Annotated in this window: 22 protein-coding genes; 7 read left to right on the top strand and 15 right to left on the bottom strand. The window is 70.2% G+C overall.

From position 1 onward, the window contains the following. Positions 1-17 precede the first annotated feature (17 nt). Genes C8P66_RS08095 through C8P66_RS08070 form a run of 6 tightly spaced genes read right to left on the bottom strand, consistent with a single transcriptional unit; the run spans position 18 to position 9,101 of the window. Positions 18-1,013, bottom strand: coding sequence for an ABC transporter ATP-binding protein (locus C8P66_RS08095; protein WP_111397723.1), 996 nt, complete (start codon positions 1,011-1,013; stop codon positions 18-20). After that, the gene (locus C8P66_RS08090; protein WP_111397722.1) at positions 1,010-2,866 is read right to left on the bottom strand and encodes a dipeptide/oligopeptide/nickel ABC transporter permease/ATP-binding protein; all 1,857 of its coding nucleotides are present in this window, start codon (positions 2,864-2,866) and stop codon (positions 1,010-1,012) included. The genes C8P66_RS08095 and C8P66_RS08090 overlap by 4 nt, the downstream gene beginning before the upstream one ends. Continuing rightward, the gene (locus tag C8P66_RS08085) at positions 2,866-3,819 is read right to left on the bottom strand and encodes an ABC transporter permease (protein ID WP_245903321.1); all 954 of its coding nucleotides are present in this window, start codon (positions 3,817-3,819) and stop codon (positions 2,866-2,868) included. Before C8P66_RS08085 ends, C8P66_RS08090 begins: the two co-directional genes overlap by 1 nt. A 3-nt stretch (positions 3,820-3,822) precedes the next feature. After that, entirely contained in the window at positions 3,823-5,343 is a 1,521-nt protein-coding gene (locus C8P66_RS08080) for an ABC transporter substrate-binding protein (protein ID WP_111397721.1), read from the bottom strand. A 36-nt stretch (positions 5,344-5,379) separates the two neighbouring features. After that, entirely contained in the window at positions 5,380-7,032 is a 1,653-nt protein-coding gene (locus C8P66_RS08075; protein WP_111397720.1) for a hydantoinase B/oxoprolinase family protein, read from the bottom strand. Next, a complete protein-coding gene (locus tag C8P66_RS08070; protein WP_111397719.1) occupies positions 7,029-9,101 on the bottom strand; it encodes a hydantoinase/oxoprolinase family protein in 2,073 nt (690 codons plus the stop codon). Before C8P66_RS08070 ends, C8P66_RS08075 begins: the two co-directional genes overlap by 4 nt. A 172-nt stretch (positions 9,102-9,273) precedes the next feature. On the opposite strand from C8P66_RS08070, the gene C8P66_RS08065 reads away from it, so the two are divergent. Together C8P66_RS08065 and pstB are read left to right on the top strand one after the other, a co-directional pair. Further along, entirely contained in the window at positions 9,274-10,104 is an 831-nt protein-coding gene (locus C8P66_RS08065; protein ID WP_245903320.1) for an IclR family transcriptional regulator, read from the top strand. A gap of 161 nt (positions 10,105-10,265) precedes the next feature. Continuing rightward, entirely contained in the window at positions 10,266-11,003 is a 738-nt protein-coding gene (pstB, locus tag C8P66_RS08060; RefSeq protein WP_245903323.1) for a phosphate ABC transporter ATP-binding protein PstB, read from the top strand. Between the two features lie 13 nt (positions 11,004-11,016). Here the strand turns inward: pstB and C8P66_RS08055 are convergent, their stop codons facing one another. Genes C8P66_RS08055 through C8P66_RS08045 form a run of 3 tightly spaced genes read right to left on the bottom strand, consistent with a single transcriptional unit; the run spans position 11,017 to position 13,346 of the window. Then, positions 11,017-11,622: an RsmD family RNA methyltransferase gene (locus tag C8P66_RS08055; RefSeq protein ID WP_111397716.1), complete on the bottom strand. Its 606-nt coding sequence runs from the start codon at positions 11,620-11,622 to the stop codon at positions 11,017-11,019. Positions 11,623-11,625: 3 nt separating this feature from the next. Continuing rightward, positions 11,626-12,546 (bottom strand): pseudouridine synthase, encoded by a 921-nt coding sequence (locus C8P66_RS08050; protein ID WP_211314077.1) that lies wholly within the window; start codon positions 12,544-12,546, stop codon positions 11,626-11,628. A gap of 56 nt (positions 12,547-12,602) precedes the next feature. Then, positions 12,603-13,346, bottom strand: a complete 744-nt coding sequence (locus C8P66_RS08045) for a gamma-glutamyl-gamma-aminobutyrate hydrolase family protein (protein ID WP_111397714.1) — start codon at positions 13,344-13,346, stop codon at positions 12,603-12,605. A gap of 97 nt (positions 13,347-13,443) precedes the next feature. Between C8P66_RS08045 and C8P66_RS08040 the strand changes: the two genes are divergently transcribed. Next, on the top strand, positions 13,444-13,875 hold the full coding sequence (locus C8P66_RS08040; RefSeq protein ID WP_111397756.1) for a nucleoside deaminase: 432 nt from the start codon (positions 13,444-13,446) through the stop codon (positions 13,873-13,875). Positions 13,876-14,128: 253 nt separating this feature from the next. Here the strand turns inward: C8P66_RS08040 and C8P66_RS08035 are convergent, their stop codons facing one another. Continuing rightward, complete coding sequence (locus C8P66_RS08035; protein ID WP_111397713.1) at positions 14,129-15,067, bottom strand: hypothetical protein; 939 nt, start codon at positions 15,065-15,067, stop codon at positions 14,129-14,131. A 45-nt stretch (positions 15,068-15,112) separates the two neighbouring features. Then, on the bottom strand, positions 15,113-16,075 hold the full coding sequence (locus C8P66_RS08030) for a tripartite tricarboxylate transporter substrate binding protein (protein ID WP_111397712.1): 963 nt from the start codon (positions 16,073-16,075) through the stop codon (positions 15,113-15,115). A gap of 299 nt (positions 16,076-16,374) precedes the next feature. Between C8P66_RS08030 and C8P66_RS08025 the strand changes: the two genes are divergently transcribed. Further along, a complete protein-coding gene (locus C8P66_RS08025; protein WP_111397711.1) occupies positions 16,375-17,853 on the top strand; it encodes a SulP family inorganic anion transporter in 1,479 nt (492 codons plus the stop codon). Between the two features lie 56 nt (positions 17,854-17,909). Here C8P66_RS08025 and purD read toward each other — a convergent pair whose 3' ends face one another. Continuing rightward, complete coding sequence (purD, locus tag C8P66_RS08020; protein ID WP_111397710.1) at positions 17,910-19,178, bottom strand: phosphoribosylamine--glycine ligase; 1,269 nt, start codon at positions 19,176-19,178, stop codon at positions 17,910-17,912. Positions 19,179-19,242: 64 nt separating this feature from the next. Between purD and xseA the strand changes: the two genes are divergently transcribed. The 3 genes from xseA to C8P66_RS08005 are packed head-to-tail and all read left to right on the top strand — an operon-like array spanning position 19,243 to position 21,746. Continuing rightward, positions 19,243-20,694: an exodeoxyribonuclease VII large subunit gene (gene xseA, locus C8P66_RS08015; RefSeq protein ID WP_111397709.1), complete on the top strand. Its 1,452-nt coding sequence runs from the start codon at positions 19,243-19,245 to the stop codon at positions 20,692-20,694. Next, the gene (locus tag C8P66_RS08010) at positions 20,694-21,497 is read left to right on the top strand and encodes a M23 family metallopeptidase (RefSeq protein WP_245903319.1); all 804 of its coding nucleotides are present in this window, start codon (positions 20,694-20,696) and stop codon (positions 21,495-21,497) included. The genes xseA and C8P66_RS08010 overlap by 1 nt, the downstream gene beginning before the upstream one ends. A gap of 42 nt (positions 21,498-21,539) precedes the next feature. Next, positions 21,540-21,746 (top strand): hypothetical protein, encoded by a 207-nt coding sequence (locus C8P66_RS08005; protein ID WP_111397707.1) that lies wholly within the window; start codon positions 21,540-21,542, stop codon positions 21,744-21,746. A gap of 4 nt (positions 21,747-21,750) precedes the next feature. Here C8P66_RS08005 and C8P66_RS23785 read toward each other — a convergent pair whose 3' ends face one another. From C8P66_RS23785 to C8P66_RS07995, 3 genes are read right to left on the bottom strand one after another with little or no spacing between them, the layout of a single operon-like run. After that, complete coding sequence (locus C8P66_RS23785; RefSeq protein WP_158537151.1) at positions 21,751-21,906, bottom strand: hypothetical protein; 156 nt, start codon at positions 21,904-21,906, stop codon at positions 21,751-21,753. Further along, positions 21,903-22,466: a TetR/AcrR family transcriptional regulator gene (locus tag C8P66_RS24685; protein WP_111397706.1), complete on the bottom strand. Its 564-nt coding sequence runs from the start codon at positions 22,464-22,466 to the stop codon at positions 21,903-21,905. The genes C8P66_RS23785 and C8P66_RS24685 overlap by 4 nt, the downstream gene beginning before the upstream one ends. Before the next feature lie 45 nt (positions 22,467-22,511). After that, on the bottom strand, positions 22,512-23,363 hold the full coding sequence (locus tag C8P66_RS07995) for an LpxL/LpxP family acyltransferase (protein WP_111397705.1): 852 nt from the start codon (positions 23,361-23,363) through the stop codon (positions 22,512-22,514). Positions 23,364-23,368 lie beyond the last annotated feature (5 nt).

Raw genomic sequence — 23,368 nt, 5'->3', positions numbered from 1 at the left:
CTCTTTCGGGTCTTGGATCACGGTTCGATCTCCGCCGCGCGCCAGCAGGCGATCTGCCGCTCGGGGCGGTTGGGATGCGTCTCCAGCGGCGGCATGGCTTCGGCGCAGGCGGGGCGCGCCGCCGGGCAGCGGGTGCGGAAGACGCAGCCCGAGGGCGGGTTGGCGACACTCGGCACCTCGCCCGGCAGTGGCGCCACCTTGGCGCGGTGGTGCATCGACGGCGTCGCGGCCAGCAGCGCGCGGGTATAGGGGTGCGAGGGGCTGTGGAAGATGGCGCTGGCCGGGCCTTCCTCGACCACGCGGCCGAGATACATGACCATCACCCGATCGCAGAGGTGCCGCACGACATGCAGGTCGTGGCTGATGAACAGCAGCGCCAGCCCCAGCTCCTGCCGCAGATCCGCCAGCAGGTTCACGATCTGCGCCTGGATCGAAACATCGAGCGCCGAGACCGGCTCATCCGCCACGATGAAATCGGGTTTGGTTGCCAGCGCGCGCGCGATGGCGATGCGCTGCCGTTGCCCGCCCGAGAATTCATGCGGCAAGCGTGTCGCATGCGAGGCTTCCAGCCCGACCTGGCGCAGCAGGGCCGCGGCCTGCCGCTCCGCCCCCGCCGCATCGGCCAGGCCATGGATCAGCAACCCATCGGCGATCTGCGCGCCGATGCTGCGGCGCGGGTCCAGGCTGCCGTAGGGGTCCTGGAACACCATCTGCATCCGGCGCCGCAAGCCACGGCGCGCGGCGCCGGACAGGGTCGCGAGATCCTCACCCTCGAACAGCACGCGGCCTTCGGTCGGCGGCATCAGATGCAGCAGCAGCCGGCCAAGTGTGCTTTTGCCGCAGCCGGATTCACCGACCACGCCCAATGCCTCGCCGCGCTGCAAGGTGACGTTGACGCCCCGCACGGCGACGACCGGGCGGCTTCGGCGGAACAACCCGCCGCGGCCGGTGAAGCTGCGGGTCAGCCCCTCCGCGCGCAGCAGCGGCACGTCGCTCGCCAACGGGGCGCTCATGCCAGTTCCTTCCAGCGCAGGCAGCGTGTGGTGCGGCCGGGGGCGGGGCTTTCCAGCGCCGGCGCGGACTGGTCGCAGATCGCACGGGCATGCTCGCAGCGGGGAGCGAAGCGGCAGCCCTCCGGCATCGCCCAGGCCTGCGGCACACGGCCGGGAATGGAGGTGAGGCGCTCGGCATCGCCCTCCGGCGTCGAGGCGATCAAGGCGGCGGTATAGGGGTGGCGCGGCGCGGCGAAGACCTCGGCGACCGGGCCTTCCTCGACCACTTCGCCCGCGTACATCACCGCGACGCGATCGGCGATCTCGGCCACGACAGCAAGGTTGTGGGTGACGAAGACCATGCCCATGCCTTCCTCCGACCGCTTCAGCCCCGCCAGCAGGTCGAGGATCTGCGCCTGCACGGTGACGTCGAGTGCGGTGGTCGGCTCATCGGCCAGCAGCAGGCGCGGGTGGTTGGCGATGGCGGCGGCGATCATCACGCGTTGCCGCTGGCCACCCGACAGTTCGTGCGGATAGCTGCGGGCACGGCTTTCGGGATCGGGCAGGCCGACATTGCGCAGCAGTTCCACCACGCGGGCGGCGATGCCCTGGCGCTGGCCATGGGCGCGCAGCGCCTCGCCCAGATGGGCGTCGATGCGCAGCAGCGGGTTCAGGCTGCTGGCCGGGTCCTGGAACACCATGGAGAGGTCGCGCCCGCGCAGCGCCCGCAGCGCCCGTTCCGGCAGCCGCAGCAGATCGCGTGTCCGCCCATCCCGGCCGGTATAGAGAATCTGGCCCGCGGTGACCCGCACCGCGGCGGGCAGCAGCCCCATCACCGCAAGCCCGGTCAGCGTCTTGCCCGAGCCGCTCTCGCCGACCACCGCGAGGGTTTCGCCGGGGGCGACGGTGATGTTCACGTCGCGGACCACCGGCACCGGGCCGGTTGGCCCCTGGACCTCCAGCGTCAGCTTCCGCACGGCGAGCAGCCCCGGCACGGCCGCCGGCTGCTCCGCGGCGCCGGCCAGCACGGCAAGGCGGCGCAGGAAGCCTGGGCGGCTTCTGCCGCCGGTGCCAGGGTCCAGCGCATTGCGGAGCCGGTCGCAGAACAGGTTCAGCACCAGCACCGTGCCGGTCAGCGCGAGGCAAGGCCAGAGCAGCAGCAGCGGCGCCTGTTCCATGGTGGTCCGCGCGCCGCGGATCATCAGGCCCCAGGACGGATCCGGCGGCACCACGCCGAGGCCGAGGAAGGACAGTCCGCTTTCCAGCAGCATCGCAGCGGCGATGGTCAGTGAGAACTGCACGATCAGCGGCGGCGCGATATTCGGCAGCAAGGTGCGCAGCAGGATGCGCCCCGAGCGCGCGCCCAGGGCCTCCTGCGCCGTCACGTAATCCAACGCGCGGACCGAGAGCGTCTCGGCATAGGCGACGCGGGCGAAGGTCGGCGTGAAGAGGATCGCGAGGGTGAAGATCAGCGTGCCCGCCCCAGGCCCGAGCAAGGTCACCACCAGCAGCGCCAGCAGCATCGGCGGGAAGCAGAGCACGATCTCCGCCATCCGAACCGTGCCGATTTCCACCATGCCGCGGAAATAGCCGCCGAGGATGCCGAGCAACGTGCCCACGATGGTCGCGATCACGGTTGCCGAAACAGCGACGCTCAGCGACACCCGCGCGCCCCAGATCAGCCGCGTCAGAACATCGCGCCCATATTCATCCTGCCCCAGCCAATGCCCGGCGGAGATGCCGGCGAGGCGATGGTTGATGTCCTGGCTGACGGGATTGCCCAGCGGCAGCACCGGTGCGGCCAGCGCCAGCAGCAGAATGGCGCCGAGCAGCGATGCGGGCAGCGCCAGGCGCCGCAGCTTGTCGCGCCGCATCAGCCGTGCCTCACGCGCGGATCGATGACGGCATAGAGCAGGTCCACCAGGAAATTCAGCAGCACGAAGATCGAGGAAATGACAAGCACGATGCCCATCACCTCCGGGTAGTCCCGCGATTCCACCGAACGCACGAGGTAGCCCGACACCCCCGGCCAATTGAACACGAACTCCACCAGCACGGTGCCACCGAGCAGCGCGCCCAGATGCAGCGCGACCACGGTGACGACGGGGGTCAGCGCATTGCGCACGACATGGCGGCGGATGATGGCGGCGACAGACACCCCGCGCGCCTGGGCGGCGCGCACATGGTCGCGTTCCAGAACCTCCAGCACCGAACCGCGGGTCACGCGCAGCACCACCGCGCCGAGCCCGACCGCGATGGTGATGGCCGGCATCAGCAACAGGCCCAGATGCCGCAGCGGGTCGGTGGCGAAAGCGATGTAACCGCCCGCCGGCACCAGCCGCAGGTTCTGCGCCAGCACCAGAATGATCAGCGTGCCGACCACGAAGACCGGCACCGACAAGGCCAGCGCGGCAAGGGAGGAAAGCAGCCGATCCAGCGCCTCCCCCGCCCGCAACGCCGCCAGCACGCCGAGTGGCAGGCCGAACAGCAATGCGATCAGCGCCGCCGCGCCCACCAACTCCAGCGTACGTGGCAGGCGGAGTGCGATCTCATCGGCCACCGAATGATCGTCCAGCAGCGAATAGCCGAAATTGCCCTGCGCCAGCCCGCCGAGATAGGTCCAGTACTGGGTCATGAGTGGCTGGTCGAGGCCGAGCTTCTCGCGAAGATCGGTGACCAGCCACGGGTCCGGCGCCACGCCGCCCTGGGCCAGCAACAACTCGGCCGGATCGCCCGGAATGATGTGGATCACCATGAAAACCAATGTGGCGACCACCCAGACCAGGGCGAGCGAAACGAGCAGGCGTCGGGCGGCATAGGCCAGCATGTATCAGGCGACCTCGGTGGTCTCGAAGGTGAGGCCCGAGTAGAAGGTCAAGGCGCCCGGCATGTTCTTGAAGCCCGAGACCGCGCTGCGCATCGCATAGCCCTGGCTGCGCCAGGTCAGCCCGACGAGCGGCGCCTGTTCGATCGCGACACCCTCGATCTCGCGATAGATCGCCTTGCGCCTGGTCTCGTCGAACTCGGCGCGGCCAGCGGCCAAAAGTTCGGTGATGCGATCGACCTTCAGCCCATAGCTGCGGACATAGGAAGGCGAGAGCGTGCCATCGAGCAGGCTCGCGAGCCCTTCGGGGTCGTTGCTGTCGGCCGCGGTCCCCATCACCGCGATGTCGTACTGGCCACGGTTGCCGATGGCGACGCGGGTGGCCCAGTCCGGCATGTTCAGCTCGACATTGATGCCGACGGCGGCGAGATGCTGCTGCACCACCTCCGCGGTATCCTTGTGCATGCCGTATTGCGCGGTGGAGAGCATCGAGGCGTTCAGGCCATTGGCGAAGCCGGCCTCGGCCAGCAGGCGCTTGGACAGGTCGGGGTTGTAGTTCCAGCCATCCTTGTATTCGGCGTTGTAGAAGGGGCTGCTCGGCGGGATCGGCAGTTGCGTCAGCGGCGAACCACGGCCGAAGAAGGCGGCCTTGACCAGATCCTCGCGCTTGATCGCATGGGCCACCGCCTTGCGCACCCGCGCATCATTGAAGGGCGGGCGGGTGCCGTTGAAGACCAGGAACATGAAGGCGCCATCGACGGCATCGAGCTTCAGCGCCGAATTGGCGGTGATCGCATCCATCGACTGCCAGGGCACGTATTCGATCAGATCGACATCGCCCGAATGCAGCGCCGCGACACGCAGGTTCTCGTCGCCATAGGCGACGACCTTGATGCCCTTGAGCTTCGGCAGGCCGGGCTTGTAGTAGCCGGGATAGGCCTCCAGATCGAGCGAGACGCCGCGCTCCTGCGCCTTCAATACGAAGGGGCCGGCGCCGATGAACTGCCCGCGTGGGGAGTTCCGCGAGATGATCGGCATGTGGTAGCTCGCCATCCAGATCGGCAGCGTCGCCACCGGCTCCTTGGTCACGATCCGCACGGTCATGTCGTCCGGCGTCTCGATACGTTCCAGCCCCTGGATCTGGGCGCGGAAGAAGGCTGTGGAGCGCTCGGCGGCGATCTGCTCCAGCGACCATTTCACGTCGGCGGACGTCACCTTCTCGCCGTTCTGGAAGGTCGCGTTCCGCAGCTTGAAGAGCCAGGTCGTGGGGTTCTCCAGCGTCCAGGATTCCGCGAGCTCAGGCCGCAACGAACCATCGGGCGCATAGGAGATCAGGCCGCGAAAGATCATCAGCTTGATCGTCGCCGACGCCGTTCCGCCATTCGCCCAAGGCTGGAGGGTGGGCGGGTAGCTGGACAGGCCGAAGGTCAGCACCCCCGGCGTTGCGGCGCGGGCCCCTGGAATTCGGAGAAACGGCAGGCTCGCGGCGCCGGCCAGGACGGCACGGCGGGTGGCGGAAATGGTCATGCGGGTCTTTCCTTCTTCCAGGGGGTGTCGTGAGCCTCAGTTCGGGTCGTGATAGACCTCTTGAGCCGTGGCGGCCGTGATGGCGCCCTCGGCCACGTCGCGGGCCACCGCTGCGCGGTCCCGCTTTTCGGGCGCGCCGTAGCCACCGGCACCGGGGCTGACGACAGCGAACCATTGCCCGGCCTTCAGCACCGCACAATCGGCCTGGAACACCACGCCGGGGCCGCATTCGATGGCGCCATGCGCGCCCTCGCCGCCGCCAAACAGGCCCCAGCTGCGCGAACGCAAACGGGAGACGTCCACACGCACACGACAATCCTCATCGGCGCGATAGACGCGGCGCAAGCCCATGCCACCGCGATACTGGCCGACGCCGCCCGACCCCTCAACGAGTTCGTAGCGCAGCAAGGTCAGCGGATACTCGATCTCCAGCGCCTCGACCGGCAGGTTGGAGGTGTTGGTGGTGTGCACATGCACGCCATCCAGCCCATCCTTCGTCGCCCGCGCGCCACCGCCGCCGCCCATGGTCTCCAGATAGACCCAGATCGCGCCATCGGATTTGCGCTGGCCGATGAAGCTCGCGACGGTGCAGGTGGAGTTGGAACAGGCGGTCACGTTCAGCGGCACCGCCTGCGCCAGCGCGCCGAGGATCAGGTCCGAAACCCGTTGGCAGGTCTGCACCCGGCCGTTCACGGCAGCGGGATGCACGCAGTTCAGGATGCTGCCTTCACGCGCGATGATGGTCAGCGGACGGGCGAGGCCGGCGTTCGGCAGGATGGTCGGGTCCACCACCGATTTCACGACGTAATAGGCCGTGGCCAGCAGTGCCGTGTAGGTCATGTTCAGCCCGGCCCGAAGCTGGTCGGGCGCGTCGAAGCTGAGCGTCATGCTGTCGCCCTTGACGGTCACCTCGACCGAGAGCGGCAGGGTCGCACTGATCTCGGCATTGTCGAAGACATCGTTGAAACGCCAGGTGCCGTCGGGGATCGCCGCGATCCCGGCGCGCATCTTCCGCTCCGCATAATCCAGCAGCGCCTCGCCGGCGGCCAGCACGATATCGGTGCCATACTTGGCGCAGAGCGCGGTGAAGCGCTGCACGCCGACGCGGTTCGCCGCCATCTGCGCGCGCAGGTCGGACAGGCGCTCACGCGGCACCTGGCAGTTCAGCAGGATCAGATCCTGCAGATCCTTCTGCAGCACCCCGGCGCGATAGAGCCGCACCGGCGGGATACGCAGCCCCTCCTGGTAGATATGGGCATGGCCACGATCCGCGAAATCGGAGTGGTGCGCGAGGTTCACCGTCCAGGCGACGATGACGCCATCGATGAAGATGGGTTCAGCCAGCACGATGTCGGGCAGATGCGTGCCGCCACCGGCATAGGCGTCATTGCCGACGAAGACATCGCCGGGCTGCATGTCCTCGATGCGGTGCAGGCGCATGATATGCGGCACGATGCCGATGAAGCTGCCCAGATGCACCGGGATGTGCTCGGCCTGGCACAGCGTCTGCCCTGCCGCGTTGAACAGCGCGGTGGAACAGTCGCGCCGTTCCTTGATGTTGGTGGAATAGGAGGCGCGGATCAGCGCCTCGCCCGTCTCCTCGACGATGGAGGAGAGCGAGGCACCGATGACCTCGATGGTGATCGGATCCAGCACCACGGCGGGCGCTGCCTTCAGGGCGTGGCTCATGCCGTCACCTCCAGGATCAGGTTGAGATAGCTGTCCACGCTGACCTTCATGCCGGGCGGCACCACGGTCGTCGTGTCCATCTGCTCGACGATGGCGGGGCCGGTGAAGAGGTTGCCGGGCTTCAGCTCCTCACGGCTGTAGAGCGGCGTGGTGACGAAATCCCCCGCCTCGGGGAACCACACGGGACGGCTGCTGATGATCGCGGCCGAGGCATCCGGGCCGGCGTCGGGATAGGATTTCAGCACCGCCTTGCGGACCACGCCGGTCGCTTCCAGGCGCAAGGTGACGAGTTGCACCGCCTCGCCCTCGGCGATGAAGCCGTAGCGCTGGCGATGGGATTCGGTGAAGCCTTCCAGCAAGCTCGCGATGGTCGCGGCGGTGATCGGCCCATCCGGCAGCGGGACGGCAAGTTCGTAGTTCTGGCCTGCATAGCGCATGTCGGCGGTGCGGGTCAGGCGGCGCGCGTCGGGACCGATTTCCTCATGGTCGAACCACTCCTCGCCGCGCGCGGTCAGCCCGGCGAAGGCGGCGGACACCTCCTCGACCGAGGCGCCCGTCGCCGGCAGCAGCTTGGTCGCGGCGAAATCGGCGCGCAGATCGGTCAGCAGCAGCCCCATGGCGCAGAGGATGCCAGGGTTGCGCGGCACCAGCACGCGCTTCATGTCCAGCTCCTTGGCCAGACGCGCGGCATGCAAGGGCCCCGCGCCGCCAAAGGCCATCAGCGTGTAGTCGCGCGGATCATGCCCGCGCTGGATCGAGATCACGCGGATCGCACGCGCCATATTCGCGGTGACGACGGAGATGATGCCCTGCGCCGTCTCCATCACACCAAGGCCGAGCTTGTCCGCCAGCACGCCGATCGCGGCCTTGGCCAGATCCTGCCGCACCGGCATGCGGCCGCCGAGCAGATATTCCGGGTTCAGCGTCTGCAACACGACATTCGCGTCCGTGGTCGCGGGTTCGGTATTGCCGCGATCGTAGCAGACCGGCCCAGGATCGGCGCCGCAACTGCGCGGCCCGACCTTCAGCAGCCCGCCCGCATCGACATAGGAGATCGAGCCGCCGCCGGCGCCGACGGTGTGGATGTCGAGCATCGGCGCCTTGATCGGATAGCCGTGCACCACGGCCTCCGACGTCATCTTGCAGCTGCCGCCTTGCAACAATGCTACGTCAGTGGAGGTGCCGCCCATGTCGAAGGTGATCAGATCCGGGAAGCCCGCCAGCACGCCGATGGCCTGCGCGCCGACCACGCCGGTCGAGGGACCGGAGAGCACGGTTCGCACCGGCATGTCGGCCGCGGTCGAGAAACCGATGACCCCACCATTGCTTTGCGTCAGATGCGGCGTCGCGGTCATGCCGAGCGCCTTCAGCCGCGGCGTCAGACGCTCGATGTAGCGGCGCATGACGGGGCCGAGGTAGGCGTTGAGCACCACCGTGGAAAGCCGCTCGTATTCGCGGAACTCCGGGGCGATTTCATGGCCCGCGCAGATGAAGGTGTCGGGGCATTCCTCGCGCAGGATCTCGACGGCGCGGATCTCATGCTCGGGGCGGATGAAGCCATAGAGGAAGGAGACCGCGATCGCCTTGACGCCCGCATCCCTCAGCGCGCGCGCGGCGATGCGCATCTTGTCCTCATCCAGCGGCGTGTCGATCTCGCCGGTGTGGCGCACGCGTTCCGGCACTTCCATGCGCAGGTCGCGGGAAACCAGCGTCGGCGGCTTGTCGGCCTGCATGTCGTAGAGGTCGGGGCGCTTCTGGCGGCCGATCTCGAGCAGGTCACGAAAGCCGTCGGTGGTGACGAGGCCGGTCCGCACGCCCTTGTGCTGGATCAGCGCATTCGTCGCGACCGTGGTGCCATGGCCGAAGTAGGAGACGGCCGCCCCCGGCGCATCGCCCGCATCGGGCATGACGCGGCGCATGCCTTCCTCGACACCCTGGGCGATGCCGCGGGAGGGATCGTCAGGTGTGGAGGAGACTTTCCAGACCTCGACGCGACCTTCTTCCTCATCGAAGAGGCACACATCGGTAAAGGTCCCACCCGAGTCCACGCCCACACGCCAACGCGCCATGCTGTCAACTCCTGGTCAGGATTGATGCTTGAGGATAGCCACACTATTTCGTTGCCTCGCATCGGGCAGCAAGCCATATTTTCTCTGGATGGTATAAAAGTGGTCATATTATCGATGGGTGGAAGTTTTTCGGGATGATGTGGAGATCGGTAGCAGAATAATGGAAGCATCCGTGACCACTGAAACCGCCGGCTCCCTGCAGCGCGCCTTCCGCCTGCTGCGCCTGATCGGCGAAAGCGGGCCGGGCGGCCTGCGTCTCACCGGCCTGGCCGAGGCCGCGAGCCTGCCGCGCCCCAGCGTGCACCGCATGCTGCGCCTGATGACCGAGGAAGGCTTCGTCGCCTACGAACCGCGCGGCAAGCGCTACACCCTCGGCCTCGACCTCTTCGTGCTGGGCGCGCGCGCCGGCAGCCCCATGGGTCTGCGCGACGTCGCACGGCCGGTGCTGCTGCGCCTGACGGGATCGCTCGGCGAGACGCTCTTCCTGCTGGTGCACAATGGTTATGATGCCGTCTGCATCGAGCGCAGCCTGGGTCCGTTGCCGATCCGCTCCTTCACCGGTGATATCGGCGGACGCGTGCCCTTGGGAATCGGCCAGGGTTCGACCGCGATCCTCGCCTTCCTGCCGCCCGCCGAGCAGGATGAGATCATCAGCCACAACCTGCCGCGCATGCGCCAGTTCGGCGGCTTCGACGAAGCCTCGGTGCGGGCCGACCTTGCGCAGATCCGTGCCGATGGCCATGCCGGCGGGGCCGCCGGGCTGATCCCGGGCCATGCCGGCATCGCTGTCCCCATCCTCGACCACGACGGCCGCGCCGTCGCGGCGCTCAGCGTCGGCAGCACCACCGACCGCCTGGGCGCCGAGCGTCGCGGCATCATCGCGACCATGCTGAAGCGGGAGGCCGCGACGATCGCGGCCCAGATCAACCCCTTCGACCCGGCGCTGCGCCGTGCCGGCGCCGCGATGGAACATGTGCCGCCCACGTCACAGAACGGTCACTGACCGCGGCGGACACGCGCATGGCCCGGGACGCATTGTGGCGCGGGTGCGGCCACGATAGCGTCTGCCGCACGTCTGCGAGGAACGGCCATGCTCCCACGCGCCACCGAGGCTGTGCCGTGAGCACAAGCCCGCCCCATCGGCCGCCGGCCGACAAGATCGTCATGCACGACGTCAACTTCTTCTATGGCGCGGTCCAGGCGCTCCACGACGTCAACCTGTCCTTCCCGGACCGCAGCGTCACCGCGCTCATCGGGCCATCCGGCTGCGGCAAGACGACGCTGATTCGCATCATCAACCGCCTGTTCGACATGTACCCGGACCAGCGCGCCACCGGCACGGTTCTGGTCGATGGCGAGGACATCCTCGATCCCGGCATCAACGTGGCGCGGCTGCGGGCCCGGATCGGCATGACCTTCCAGCGCCCCAACCCCTTCCCGATGTCGATCCACGAGAACGTCGCCTTCGGCATCGCCCTGCACCATGATCTGTCGCGATCCGAAATGGACGCGCGGGTGGAGGCCGCCTTGCGCGACGCGGCGCTGTGGGACGAGGTGAAGGAGATCCTCGACCACAGCGCGCTCGACCTCTCGGGTGGCCAGCAGCAGCGGCTGTGCATCGCCCGCGCCATCGCCCTGAGGCCGGAGATCCTGCTGTTCGACGAACCCTGCGCGGCGCTCGATCCGGTCTCGACCGCCAGGATCGAAGACCTCATCGACGATCTTCGCCGGCGCTACTGCGTCGTCATCGTGACGCACAACATGGAGCAAGCCGCGCGCGTCGCCGATCGCGTGGCCTTCATGTATCTCGGCGAGGCGATCGAAACCGGCAGCGCCGAGGACATCTTCATCCGCCCGAAGGATCCGCGCACCCGGGACTACGTGACCGGCCGTTTCGGCTGACCCTTGCCCCCGGTCAGGGCCCTTCCCACACCCGCAGCATCGCCACGCCATGGCCACGCTCATCGACCAGGGTCCAGCCCGGCAGCACCGGCGCTTCGGCGGCGCGCGCCGTCTCCGCGACCAGCAGCGCGCCGGGGGCGATCCAGCCCGCCGCCGTCAGCGCCGCCACGGTGCGCGGCACGATCCCCGCCTCGGGCGGTTCCGGCTCGGCACCGGGGGCGAGCACGGGCGCCAGCTTGGCATAGGGCGGGTCGAGAAAGATCAGCGACACCGGCGCCGAGGCGCGCGGCGGCTTGGTCGCATCCCCCGGGATCACCGTCGTCGCGCCCTCAGCCTTGCAGACCGCGATATTGCTCCGCAGCGCCTGCAACGCCGGGCGCGAGGTTTCGAGGAAGGTCGCATGCAGCGCCCCGCGCGACAGCGCCTCCAGCCCCAGCGCCCCGGTGCCGGCGAAGCCATCCAGCACCCGCGCGCCGATGATCCGGTCCCGCCCGGCCCAGGCGGCATGCGTCAGCGCATCGAACAGCGCCTGGCGCACACGGTCGGCGGTGGGGCGGGTGGTGTCGCCCTCGGGTGCTGCCAGGATGCGGCCGCGGTTGATCCCTGAAATGATCCGCATCGCTCAGGCCCCGCGCCGGGGGGGTTTGCGGGCGCCGGGGGGCTTGCCATCCTCGGCGGCCCAGTCGGCCGCCCCCCAGGGCGTCAACTGCGGGTCGCCGGCGCGGCGGGCGCGCGGGGCGCGGGCAGGCTTGGTCACGGGCTCCGGCACTTCCGCCACCCGCTCGGTCCCGCGTTGCAGCCGGGGGGCGGCATCGACGCCGAGCTGGTCGCGCATCACCTTGGCATTGACTTCCTCGACCCCGCTTTCCGGCAGCAGCCCCAACTGGAACGGCCCATAGGCCACCCGGATCAGCCGCGTCACATGCAGCCCGAGGTGCTGGAGCACGCGCCGCACCTCGCGGTTCTTGCCCTCCTGGATGCTGACGGTCAGCCAGGAATTGGCGCCGCGCCGGCTGTCCAGCCCGGCCTCGATCGGACCGTATTTCACGCCCTCGACCGTGATGCCGCGGGTCAGCGCGGCCAGGGCCGCCTCCTCCACCTTGCCATGCACCCGGGCGCGGTAGCGGCGGATCCAGCCATTGGCGGGCAGTTCCAGCTTGCGCGCCAGCGCGCCGTCATTGGTCAGCAGCAGCAGCCCCTCCGACGTCAGATCCAGCCGCCCGACCGAGACCAGGCGCGGCAGGCCCGCGGGCAGGTTCTCGAACACCGTGGGCCGGCCCTCGGTGTCCTTGTGCGTCGTCACCAGGCCGCGCGGCTTGTGATAGCGGAACAGCCGTGTGCGCTCGGCGGCCGCGACCGGGGTGCCGTTGACGGTGACGCGATCCTCCGGCGTGACGAAGAAGGCGGGGCTGTCCAGCTTCTGGCCGTTCACCACCACCCGCCCCTCGGCGATCAGCTTCTCGGCGTCGCGCCTGCTGGCGATGCCGGCGCGGGCCAGCACCTTGGCGATGCGCTCGCCCTTGTCGGAGTCCAGTTCTGGCATCTCATCCACGATCGGCCCTTCCGGCAGCTTGCTCGGCGGCACCTTGCGCTGGCCGGTCATGCCACCAGCTCCCGCTGCGCCGCAAAGCTGCGGGCGGCGTCGATGAAGGCCAGGAAGATCGAGGGATCCGCCGGGTCCACCGCATATTCCGGGTGCCATTGCACGCCCAGGCAGAAGCTCTGCCCCGGCGCCTCGATCCCCTCGATCACCCCATCGGAGGCCACCGCGTTGATGACGCCGCGCGGCCCCGCCGTCGCCACCGCCTGGTGGTGGGAGGAATTGACCGCCATCCGCCCGACGCCCACGACCTTGGCCAGCAGGGTGCCGGGGGTGATCTCGACCGTATGGCCCGGCTGGTCGCGCGGGTTCGTCTGCTCATGCGGCAGCGCCCCCGGCACGGCATCCGGGATGTGCTGGTGCAGCGTGCCGCCGAGCGCCACCGCCAGCAGTTGCTGCCCGCCACAGATGCCGAGCACCGGCATGTCCCGCTTCAGCGCCCCTTGCAGCACCGCCAGTTCGAAGCCCGTGCGGCCTTCCTTCAGCACCACCGTCTCATGCATCGGCCCGCCGCCATACAGCCCCGGGTCCACGTCGAAGGCGCCCCCGGTCACCACCAGCCCGTCCAGCCGGTCGAGGTAGGCCTCGGCCTGCTCCGCCTCATGCGGCAGCGCGACCGGCAGGCCGCCGGCGCTCGCGACCGCGTCGCAGTAGTTCTGGCGCAGCGCATACCAGGGCAATTTCGACCACCCGCCGGCGGGTTCGGCATCGAGGGTCAGGCCGATCAGGGGAATATTTGACATTCCGGCTTGCTACGCGCCGCGATGGGGGCGCGTCCAGCGGTCAAACGGCTTGCGTGCCCCGCGTCGCGCGGCAACACAGCATGGGATGGACAGCCCCATGCGCCTTGCCCTGCAAGAAGCCGCCGCCGCCTGCGCCCGTGGCGAGGTGCCGGTGGGCGCCGTGGTGACCGATGCGGCGGGCAACATCCTGGCCGCCGCGGGCAATGAGGTCGAGGCCCGCCACGACCCCTCCGCCCATGCCGAACTGCTGGCCCTGCGCGCCGCCGCCGCGCTGCGCGGCGACAAGGTGCTGCCCGATGCGACGCTCTGGGTCACGCTGGAGCCCTGCCCGATGTGCGCCCATGCCGCCAGCCTGTTCCGCGTGCGGCGGCTGGTCTTCGGCGCCTATGACCCCAAGGGCGGCGGCGTCGAGCATGGCGCCCGCGTCTTCGGCCAGCCGACCTGCCACCACGCGCCGGAGGTGGTCGGCGGGGTGCGGGAGACCGAGGCGGCGGCGCTGCTGCGCGGGTTCTTCGCGGAGCGGCGGTGACGGCGCCTTACTGCCTTACCATCTTACGCCCTTACCGCAGGGTCGTGCGGGGGGTCTTGATGCGGGCATTCTACCCCGGTGCCGCGCTGGCGGGTGTGAAAAAGATCGAAGGGCTTCGCCCCTCGAACACCCCAGCAGAAACCTGAGGTTTCTGCACTTCCCTCAATAGATTGATCTTAAATGACAAAAAGGAAGGTCCAGGAAACTCAGTTTCCTGGTGGGAGGGTCTGGGAGGGCGAAAAGCCCTCCCAGTTTACCCATCCCTTAACGCCGACAGCCCCCCCAACGCCTGCCCTGGCCGCGTCGCCACCCCTTGCCGCGACGGGTCCCACCACGCCTCGCCGTTGGGCCCGACCGCGACTCCCCCCACCAGCCGCGGCCAGGGCGCGTGCCGCCGCCGCCCGGCCAGCACCGCCTGCCCGCGCTCGGTCAGCGCCAGCGGCCCGTCGCGGGCGATCAGCCGGGTGGTGCCCGCGCGCAGCCGGTCGATGATCTCGGCCAGCATCAGATCGGTCGGGTGGAACACCGCATCCTCGGCGGCGAAGGCGCGCAGCACGGCGCCCAGATCCTGCGCCCCCGCCGCGATCGCCCGCAGCACCCGCCGCTCGGACAGCGCCAGCCCGTCGCTGGCCCAGGGCAGGTCCTGCAAATGCCGGCGCAGCGCCGGGGCCAGATGCGGGAAGGGCAGCATCTGGCGCCACAGCCGGTCCAGCGCCGCGGGGTCGGGGGCGGCGAAGGCATCCCAGGCCAGCAGCGCCGCCTCGGCCGCGATGTCGCCGAGTTTCTGGGGCTCCAGCGCCGCCAGCTCGGCATCCGAGAGCGCCGGCAGCACCCGCTTGCCATCGGCCGGCATCAGCCAGACCCGCCCCCGCGCCTGCGGCCAGAGGAAGGCCAGCACCCGCAGCAGCGCGATCTGGTCCCAGACATCATGCTCGAACCACAGATGCAGCGCGGCCGTCCCCCGCGCCGCCGCCGTCAGCGCCGCATGGTCGGTGCCGAGCCGGCTCCGCACCTCGGCCAGCGGCGCATGGGCGTGTTCGGCGACAAAACGCGCGCGCTGCGCCAGCCAGGCCGCCGGGCCGCCGGTGTCCCGCGCGGGGCCGAGGCAGACCGGGTCGGCGTAGCCGATGTAGTCCCCGGGCGGCAGCCGGCCCCGCAGATCATCGCCGCAGCGGATATGGATGATGTCCATGGCCCGAGTATCGCCGGGCCAGGACGATCCCGCTACGGCATCCCGCTACAGGCGCAGCCCCAGCCGGCGGATCATCACCCCCTCCTCCTCGAACTGCCTGCGGGCGAAGGTGGCGTAGGCCTCGCTGTCCAGATACATCGGCTGCATGTCGAACCGGTCCAGGATCGCGATATGCGCCGGATCGAACAGCGCCGCCTTGAAGGCGTCGTGCAGCACCCGCACCACGCCGGGGTCCATGCCCTTGGGGCCGGCGATGCCATAGGGGCTGATCGAGACGATATCGATGCCGCTCTGCTGCAAGGTCGGCGCATCGGGGAAGCGCTTGGCGCGTTCCGTGCCCCAGGTGGTCAGCAGCCGCAGCCGCCCGGCCAGCACCAGCTCCGACCAGCCGGAGCTGTCGGCCGTCGCCTGGATCTGCCCGCCGAGCAGCGCCGAGAGATTATCCGCCACCCCCCGGAACGGCACATGCACCCATTCGATGCCCTTCTGGCCCGCGATCTGCTCCATGGTGATGTGCAGCGAGGTGCCGACGCCGGGCGTGCCGTAATTGACCTTGCCCGGATTGGCCTTCGCGTAGTCCAGGAACTCGCCCAGCGTCTGCCAGGGGCTGTCCGCCCGCACCACGATGCCGAACAGATAGCCGGTCAGATGCACGACCCAGGTGAAGTCGGTCATCGGGTCGAAGGGCGGGTGCGGGTTCATCTGCGGGTTGCGGAACACGCTGATCGGCATCTGCGACAGCGCGTAGCCATCGGGCCGGTCGGAGACCAGCGCCTGCGGCCCCAATATGCCGCCGGCGCCGGATTTGTTCTCGATCACGATCGGCTGGCCGAGCCGCTTGGACGCCTGGTCGCACAGCACCCGCATCTGGATATCGGTGGTCCCGCCCGCGCCCCAGGGCACGTACATGCGGATGGCGCGGTTCGGGAAACCCGATTGTGCCAGCGCGGGGCTGGCCAAGGGCGCGGCTGCGGCGGCACCCAACAGGGTGCGTCGGCGAATGCTCATGCGTATCCTCCGGTGGCGCCCCGTTTCTCCGGGCCGCCTTGGGGCGAAGTATCGCGGCAAGACCGGGCGGTTTGCAACGCGATCGCGGCGCCCGGCGATGTTGCGTCGCAGCACCGAGGCCGTTATGGCCGGAGCATGTCCTGTGTCAGAGTGCTCTCGACCGACTTGCCGACGCCGCCTTAGGCGCGCGACGCCCGAGCCTCCCCGCCGCCGCGGCCTTCGATTGCGGCGCGATCCATTTCCTGCCCGCATCTGATCCGTCTTCGCGGGACGGCTGCGGCCTTGGCCGAAGGTGCCTCATGACCCTGTCCCAACTCCGCGCCGAATGGGCGCCCAATGTCACGCGTGACATGCTGGCGGGGACCGTCGTCGCCCTCGCGCTGATCCCCGAGGCGATCGCCTTCTCCATCATCGCCGGCGTCGATCCCAAGGTCGGGCTCTATGCCTCCTTCTGCATCGCGGTGGTCACGGCGATCGCCGGCGGCCGCCCGGCGATGATCTCGGCCGCGACCGGGGCGACGGCGCTGGTCATGGTGAGCCTGGTGAGGGATCACGGGCTCGGCTACCTCTTCGCCGCGACCATCCTGACCGGCTTCCTCCAGATCGGGGCGAGCCTGCTCAAGCTCGGCGACCTGATGCGCTTCGTCTCGCGCTCGGTGGTGACGGGCTTCGTCAACGCGCTCGCCATCCTCATCTTCCTGGCGCAGATGCCGGAGTTGATCGGGCAAAGCTGGCAGGTCTGGGCGATGGCGGCGGTCGGGCTCGGCATCATCTATCTGCTGCCGCGGCTGACCAATGTGGTGCCCTCGCCGCTGGTCACCATCATCGTGCTGACGGCGTTTTCCATGGCCATGGGGCTCGGCATCCACACGGTCGGCGACATGGGCGAATTGCCGAACGAACTGCCGTTCTTCGCCCTGCCGCAGGTGCCGCTGAATTTCGAGACGCTGCGGATCATCCTGCCCTATGCCGCGACGCTGGCCATGGTCGGGCTGCTGGAGAGCCTGATGACGGCCTCCATCGTCGATGAGATGACCGACACCGGCTCCAACAAGAACCGCGAATGCGCGGGCCAGGGGCTGGCCAACATCACCTCCGGCTGCTTCGGCGGCATGGCGGGCTGCGCGATGATTGGCCAATCGGTGATCAACGTGTCCTCGGGCGGGCGGGGGCGGCTGTCCTGCCTCTGGGCCGGGGTGTTCCTGCTGTTCCTCATCGTCGTGCTTGGGCCCTGGGTGAAGCAGATCCCGATGGCGGCGCTGGTCGCGGTGATGGTCATGGTCTCGATCAACACCTTCCAGTGGAAGTCCATCGCCACCCTGGCGACCAACCCCAGGAGCAGCAGCGTCGTGATGCTCGCCACCGTCGCCGTCGTGGTCTTCACCCATGATCTGGCGCAGGGCGTGCTGGTCGGCGTGGTGCTGAGCGGGCTGTTCTTCGCCCAGAAGGTCTCGCGCTTCTTCGGGGTGACCTCCACGCTGGATGAGGCGACCGGGGTGCGGCGCTACCGCGTGACCGGGCAGATCTTCTTCGCCACGGCCGAAGCCTTCCACAACGCCTTCGATTTCCGCGAGGAGTTGAACGGCGTCGTCATCGACGTCCATGCCGCGCATTTCTGGGACATCACCGGCATCAACGGGCTGGACCGCGTGGTGCTGAAGTTCCGCCACCATGGCCGGGCGGTGGAGATCGTGGGCATGAACGAGGCGAGCCAGACGCTGGTGGATCGCCTCGCGCAGCATGACAAGGAAGGGGCGGCACTTTCGGCGGCGCATTGAAGCCAGGGGCCAGCCCCTGGAACCCCGCTGGGGCCTGAGGCCCCAGACCCCCTCGGCTAAAGCGCCCGGGCGCCAATGTCCCGCCGGCAGAACCCGCCGGGCCAGACCACCGCATCCACCCCGGCATAGGCGGCATCCCGCGCCGCCCGCAGGTCCGCCCCCGTCGCGGCGATGCCCAGCACCCGGCCGCCGGTCGCGATGACCGCGCCATCCTCCCGCCGCGCGGTGCCGGCGTGGAAGACCGTGACCCCGGGGCAGGCGGCCGCCGCCTCCAGCCCCCCGATCACGCTGCCCTTGCGCGGCGCCTCCGGGTAGCCCTCGGCCGCCATCACCACCACCAGCGCGGGGTCGGGCCGCCAGTCCGGCGCCATCCCGGCCAGATGCCCATCGGCGGCGGCCACCAGCAGCGGCAGCAGGTCGCTTTGCAGCCGCAGCATCAGCACCTGGCATTCCGGATCGCCGAAGCGGACGTTGAATTCCAGCAGCTTCGGCCCCTCCGGCGTCAGCATCAGCCCGGCGAAGAGCACGCCCCGGAACGGCGCGCCGCGTTTGGCCATCTCGGCCAGCACCGGGGTCACGCAGTGGTCCATCACCTCGGCTTCCATCGCCGCCGAAAACACGGGCGGCGGGCCATAGGCGCCCATGCCGCCGGTGTTCGGCCCGGTATCGCCATCGCCGACCCGCTTGTGGTCCTGCGCCGCGCCGAAGGGGATCGCGGTGCTCCCGTCGCAGAGGGCGAAGAAGGAGACTTCCGGCCCCGTCATGCAGTCCTCGATGACCACCTCGGCCCCGGCGCTGCCATGGATGCGGTCCTCCATGATGGCGGCGATGGCGGCCTCGGCCTCCTCCGGGGTGGCGGCGACGACGACGCCCTTGCCCGCGGCCAGCCCATCCGCCTTGACCACGATCGGCGCGCCGACCTTGGCGAGATAGGCCCGCGCCGCCCCGGCGTCCTCGAACCTGGCCCAGGCGGCGGTGGGGGCGCCGGCGGCATCCAGCACCTCCTTCATGAAGGATTTGCTGCCCTCCAGCCGCGCCGCCGCCGCATCCGGGCCGAACACCCGCAGCCCCGCCGCGGCGCAGAAATCCGCGAGGCCGAGGGTCAGCGGCGCCTCCGGCCCCACCACCACCAGGTCGATGGCATTGGCCTTGGCGAAATTCACGATGCCCGAAATATCCTCGGCGATGATCGGCACGCAGCGCGCGACCTCGGCGATCCCGGCATTGCCCGGCGCGCAGAACAGCGCGGTCAGCAACGGGCTTTGCGCCAATTTCCAGCACAGCGCGTGTTCGCGCCCGCCGCCACCGACCACCAGCACCCGCATCGCGCTCTCCCCTGTCCGCGCCCCCCGCGTAGCATGGGCGGCCCGCTCGGGGCATACTCGGGCCATGTCTGAGACGCCACGCGGCAACGTGCCGGAATACACCGTCGGAGAACTCTCCGGCGCCGTGAAACGCACGCTGGAGGGCGCCTTCGGCCGCGTCCGCGTGCGCGGCGAGATCACCGAAGCCAAGGGCTACGGCCCCAACCGATTCTATTTCTCGATGAAGGACCCCGACGGCGGCGGCAAGCTGCGCTGCGTCATCTGGGCCTGGTCGGCCGGCCGCAGCGGCGTGAAGCCCGAGAACGGCACCGAGGTCATCGCCACCGGCCGCCTGACCACCTACCCTGACCAGTCCAACTACCAGTTGACGGTGGACCGGCTGGATTACGCCGGCGAAGGCGCCCTCCTCGCCGCCATCGAGAAGCTGCGCGCGCGCCTATTGGCCGAGGGGCTGTTCGACCCCGCCCGCAAACGCGCCTTGCCGCATCTGCCCGGCCTGATCGGCGTGATCAGCAGCGAGAAGGGCGCGGTGATCCAGGACATTATCACCACCATCGCCCGGCGCTTTCCGCGCCCCATCCTGCTCTGGCCGGTGCCGGTGCAGGGCGAGGGCGCCGCCGCCCGCATCGCCGCCGCCATCGAGGGTTTTGCAAGGATGACCCCCCGCCCGGATGTGCTGATCGTGGCGCGCGGCGGCGGCAGCCTCGAAGATTTGATGGCCTTCAACGACGAGGCCGTGGTCCGCGCCGCCGCCGCCAGCCCGATCCCGCTGATCAGCGCCGTCGGGCATGAGACCGACACCACGCTGATCGATTTCGCCTCCGACCAGCGCGCCCCCACGCCGACCGCCGCAGCGGAACTCGCGGTGCCCTCGCGCATGACCCTGCTCTCCGCCTTGCAGCAGACCGAGCAGCGGCTGCGCGCCGCCGGCGCCCAGCGGCTGGACCGCTCCCGGCTGCGGCTGGACCGCGCCGCGCATGGGCTGCCCGACCTGCCCGGACGGGTGCAGGCCGCGCGGCAGCGGCTGGATGAGCTGACCGGGCGCCTGGCCCGCGCCCCCGCCTCCGGCATCGCCGCCAAGCGCCATGCCTTGCAGGCCCTCGCCCCGCGCCTGCCGCATCCGCGCGAGACCATCGCCGACCGCCGCTCCCGCCTCACGCTGTTGCAGCACCGCCAGGAAGCCGCCGGCCGCCGCGTGCTGGACCGCCGCCGCGCCGCCCTCGACCGCCTGCCCGACCCCGGCCCCCGCATCGCGGCGGCGCTGCGCGAGGCCTCGGCGCGGCTGGAGGGGTTTTCGGCCCGTCTCCAGGGCGCCTCCTATACCGCGGTGCTGGCGCGCGGCTTCGCCCTGGTGCGCGATTCGGCGCAGGCCCCGATCGGCGCCGCCGCCGCGATCCGCCCCGGCGCCGCTTTGACCCTGGTGTTCCATGACGGCGAGGCGGCGGTCACCGCCGCCGGCACCGCACCGCCACGGAAATCCGCCGCCCCACCCCCGGCCACCCCGAGGCTGCTGTGATGCATCGCCGTGCCCTGTTCGCCTTGCCCGCTTTGCTGCTGGCCCGCGCCAGCGCCGCCACCACCCTGCCAGGGCTGTCCCAGGGCGGCTTCGTCATCGCCCATGTCCCGCCCGGCAGCCGCGCCGCGCTGGACGGGCGCGCGCTGCGGGTCGCGCCCGATGGCGCCATCGTCTTCGGCTTCGGGCGGGATGCCGCGCCCAATGCGCGTCTGGTCGTCACCGGCCCCGATGGGCGGGCGGAGACGATGCCGCTGGCCGTCGCCCGCCGCCGCTGGGATGTGCAGGCGATCAACGGCCTGCCGCCCGCCCAGGTCACCCCCGATGCCGGCGCCCTGCGGCGCATCCTGGCGGAGCGGGAACGCCTCGCCGCCGCCCGCGCCGTGGATACCGACGGCTCCGGCTTCGCCGCCGGCCTCGCCTGGCCGGCGCATGGCCGCATCAGCGGCATCTATGGCAGCCAGCGGGTGCTGAACGGCCAGCCGCGCCAGCCGCATTTCGGGCTGGATATCGCCGCCCCCACCGGCACGCCGGTCCATGCGGCACTGCCCGGGCGGGTGTCGCTGGTGGGCAATTTCATCTTCTTCGGCCGGGTGCTGGTGCTGGACCATGGGCATGGGGTGAACACGCTCTACGCCCATCTCTCGGCGCAGAGCGTCACCGAGGGCCAGATGGTCGCCCAGGGCCAGCCGATCGGCGCGATCGGGGCGACCGGGCGCGTCACCGGGCCGCATTGCCATTTCTGCCTGTCCTGGTTCGGCACCTGGCTGGACCCGCAGCCGGTGCTGCCGGCGGTGCAGGGCTAGGCCGTTAACCCCGCCTTCATCGCCGTCTCGCACACTGCACCCATGTCGCAGAACCCAAACCCGATCCCACTCCCTGGCCCCTCGCCGGCCATCGCGCTGTTCCTGGACGAGACCATGGCCGCGGCGGCCATCGCCCGGGCCGGGGCCACGCTGCTATGCCCCGCCGGGCCCGGCATCGTGTTGCTGCGGCCCGAACCGGGCCTGCCGCTGCGCCTCTATGAGGCCGGAGCGGTGCTGGTGATCGGCTGACCCCTCAGTCCGCCGTGTCGCCCAGGCTGAAGGCGATCACCGCGTCCCGGTAGCCGACCGCCAGGGCCAGCGTATCCGCGCGGCTCTTCACATCGTTCATCCAGCAGAGGCAGGCGCCGAGCCCCAGCATCAGCGCCAGCGCGGTCGCGGGGAAGGTCATACGAGCATCCCTTCCAGGCTGGCATGCAGCGCGCTGCGTTCCTCGGGGGTGATGCTCCAGGTGCCGAAGACATGCGCCATGAACAGCCCATCCCCCGCCGTCAGTATCGCCAGCGCCGGGCCCGGCGGCGTGTCGGAGGCGAGCAGCGCCGCCTTCTGCCGCTGCAGCACCGCGCGCACCGGGTCCAGCAGCGCCGGGTCATGATGGTGCGCCGCCAGGAACACCGCGGCCGCGCGGTCGTAGCGGTCATGCGCCTGGGACAGCGGGCAATCCATCATCCAGTTCAGCCAGGCGCGGGCGAGATGATGCGGCCCCGGCGGCGCGGCCTCGATGAAGCTGTCCATCTCCGCCTCCACGAAGTCCGCGAGGCGCCGCAGCAGGCCGATCAGCAGGGCCTCCTTGGAGGCGAAGTGATAGAGCAGCCCGCCCTTGGACATCCCGGCATCCCGCGCCACGGCCTCCAAGGTCAGGGCGGGCACCCCGGCGCGCTGCACAATGGCCTCCACGGCATCCAGGATGCGGGTGCGGGTATCGGCGGTGGCGACTCGGAGGTCTGACATTACGGAGTGTGACTATACCGTCCAGCCGGCCGGTTCAAGCTTTGCTCAACCGTCCAGCCGGTACAGTGCCTTCGGCCAGCGCCGGTGCAGCCAGAGCCATTCCTCCGGCCGCTCCCGCACCCAGGCCTCGATGCGGGCATTCACCGCCGTCATGGTCACCGCCGGGTCGGGGTCGGGCGGCAGCGCCGGCTCGACCAGGATGCGGAACCGCGCCGGCCCCAGCCGCTGCACCCGGCCGGGCACCAGCGGGCAGGCGAAGCGCCGGGCGAGGATCGCCGGCGCCGGCGTGGTCATCGCCGGGCGGCCGAAGAAGGGGATGGCCAGCCCCTCGTTCAGCTTCTGGTCCGCCAGCAGCCCCAGCATCCCGCCCCGCGCGAGATGCCGCGCCGCGGCCAGCGCGCCCCGGCCGCCCTTGGGCAGCAGCGCCGGCCCGCCGCCGCGCAGCCGCCGCAGGATGCGGCCCACCACCGGATTGTCCGGCGCGCGGTAGAGGCTCGCCACCGGCAACCCCCGCGCGGCCAGCACCGTGGGCAGCACCTCCCAATTGCCGATATGGGCGGAGACCAGGATGGCGGGGCCCGCCACAGGCAGATGCTCAGCACCCAGGATCTCCCAGCCCGGGCCGCTGGCGGTCTCGCGCAGCCCCGCCAGATGCGGCGCCTCGCCGGCCAGCCGCCCCAAATTCTCCCACATGCCGGCCAGGATCGCCGCGTGATCCGCCCCCGGCAGCGCCAGCCGCAGATTGACCCGGGCGATGCGCGAGACCGGCAGCAGCGGCCCGAGCCACCGCGCCAGCGCCCCGAAGACATTGGAGGCCCGCACCGGCCCCAGCAGCCGCGCGACGCGCAAGGCCGCCCGCACCGGCAGCGCCTGCCAGAAGGCCGTGACCCGCCGCATGGGGG

It is taken from the genome of Humitalea rosea (genome assembly GCF_003253705.1).
Taxonomy (GTDB): Bacteria; Pseudomonadota; Alphaproteobacteria; order Acetobacterales; family Acetobacteraceae; genus Humitalea; species Humitalea rosea.
Note: the sequence above shows the minus strand (reverse complement) of the source record. Positions and strands in the feature narration are given on the sequence as shown.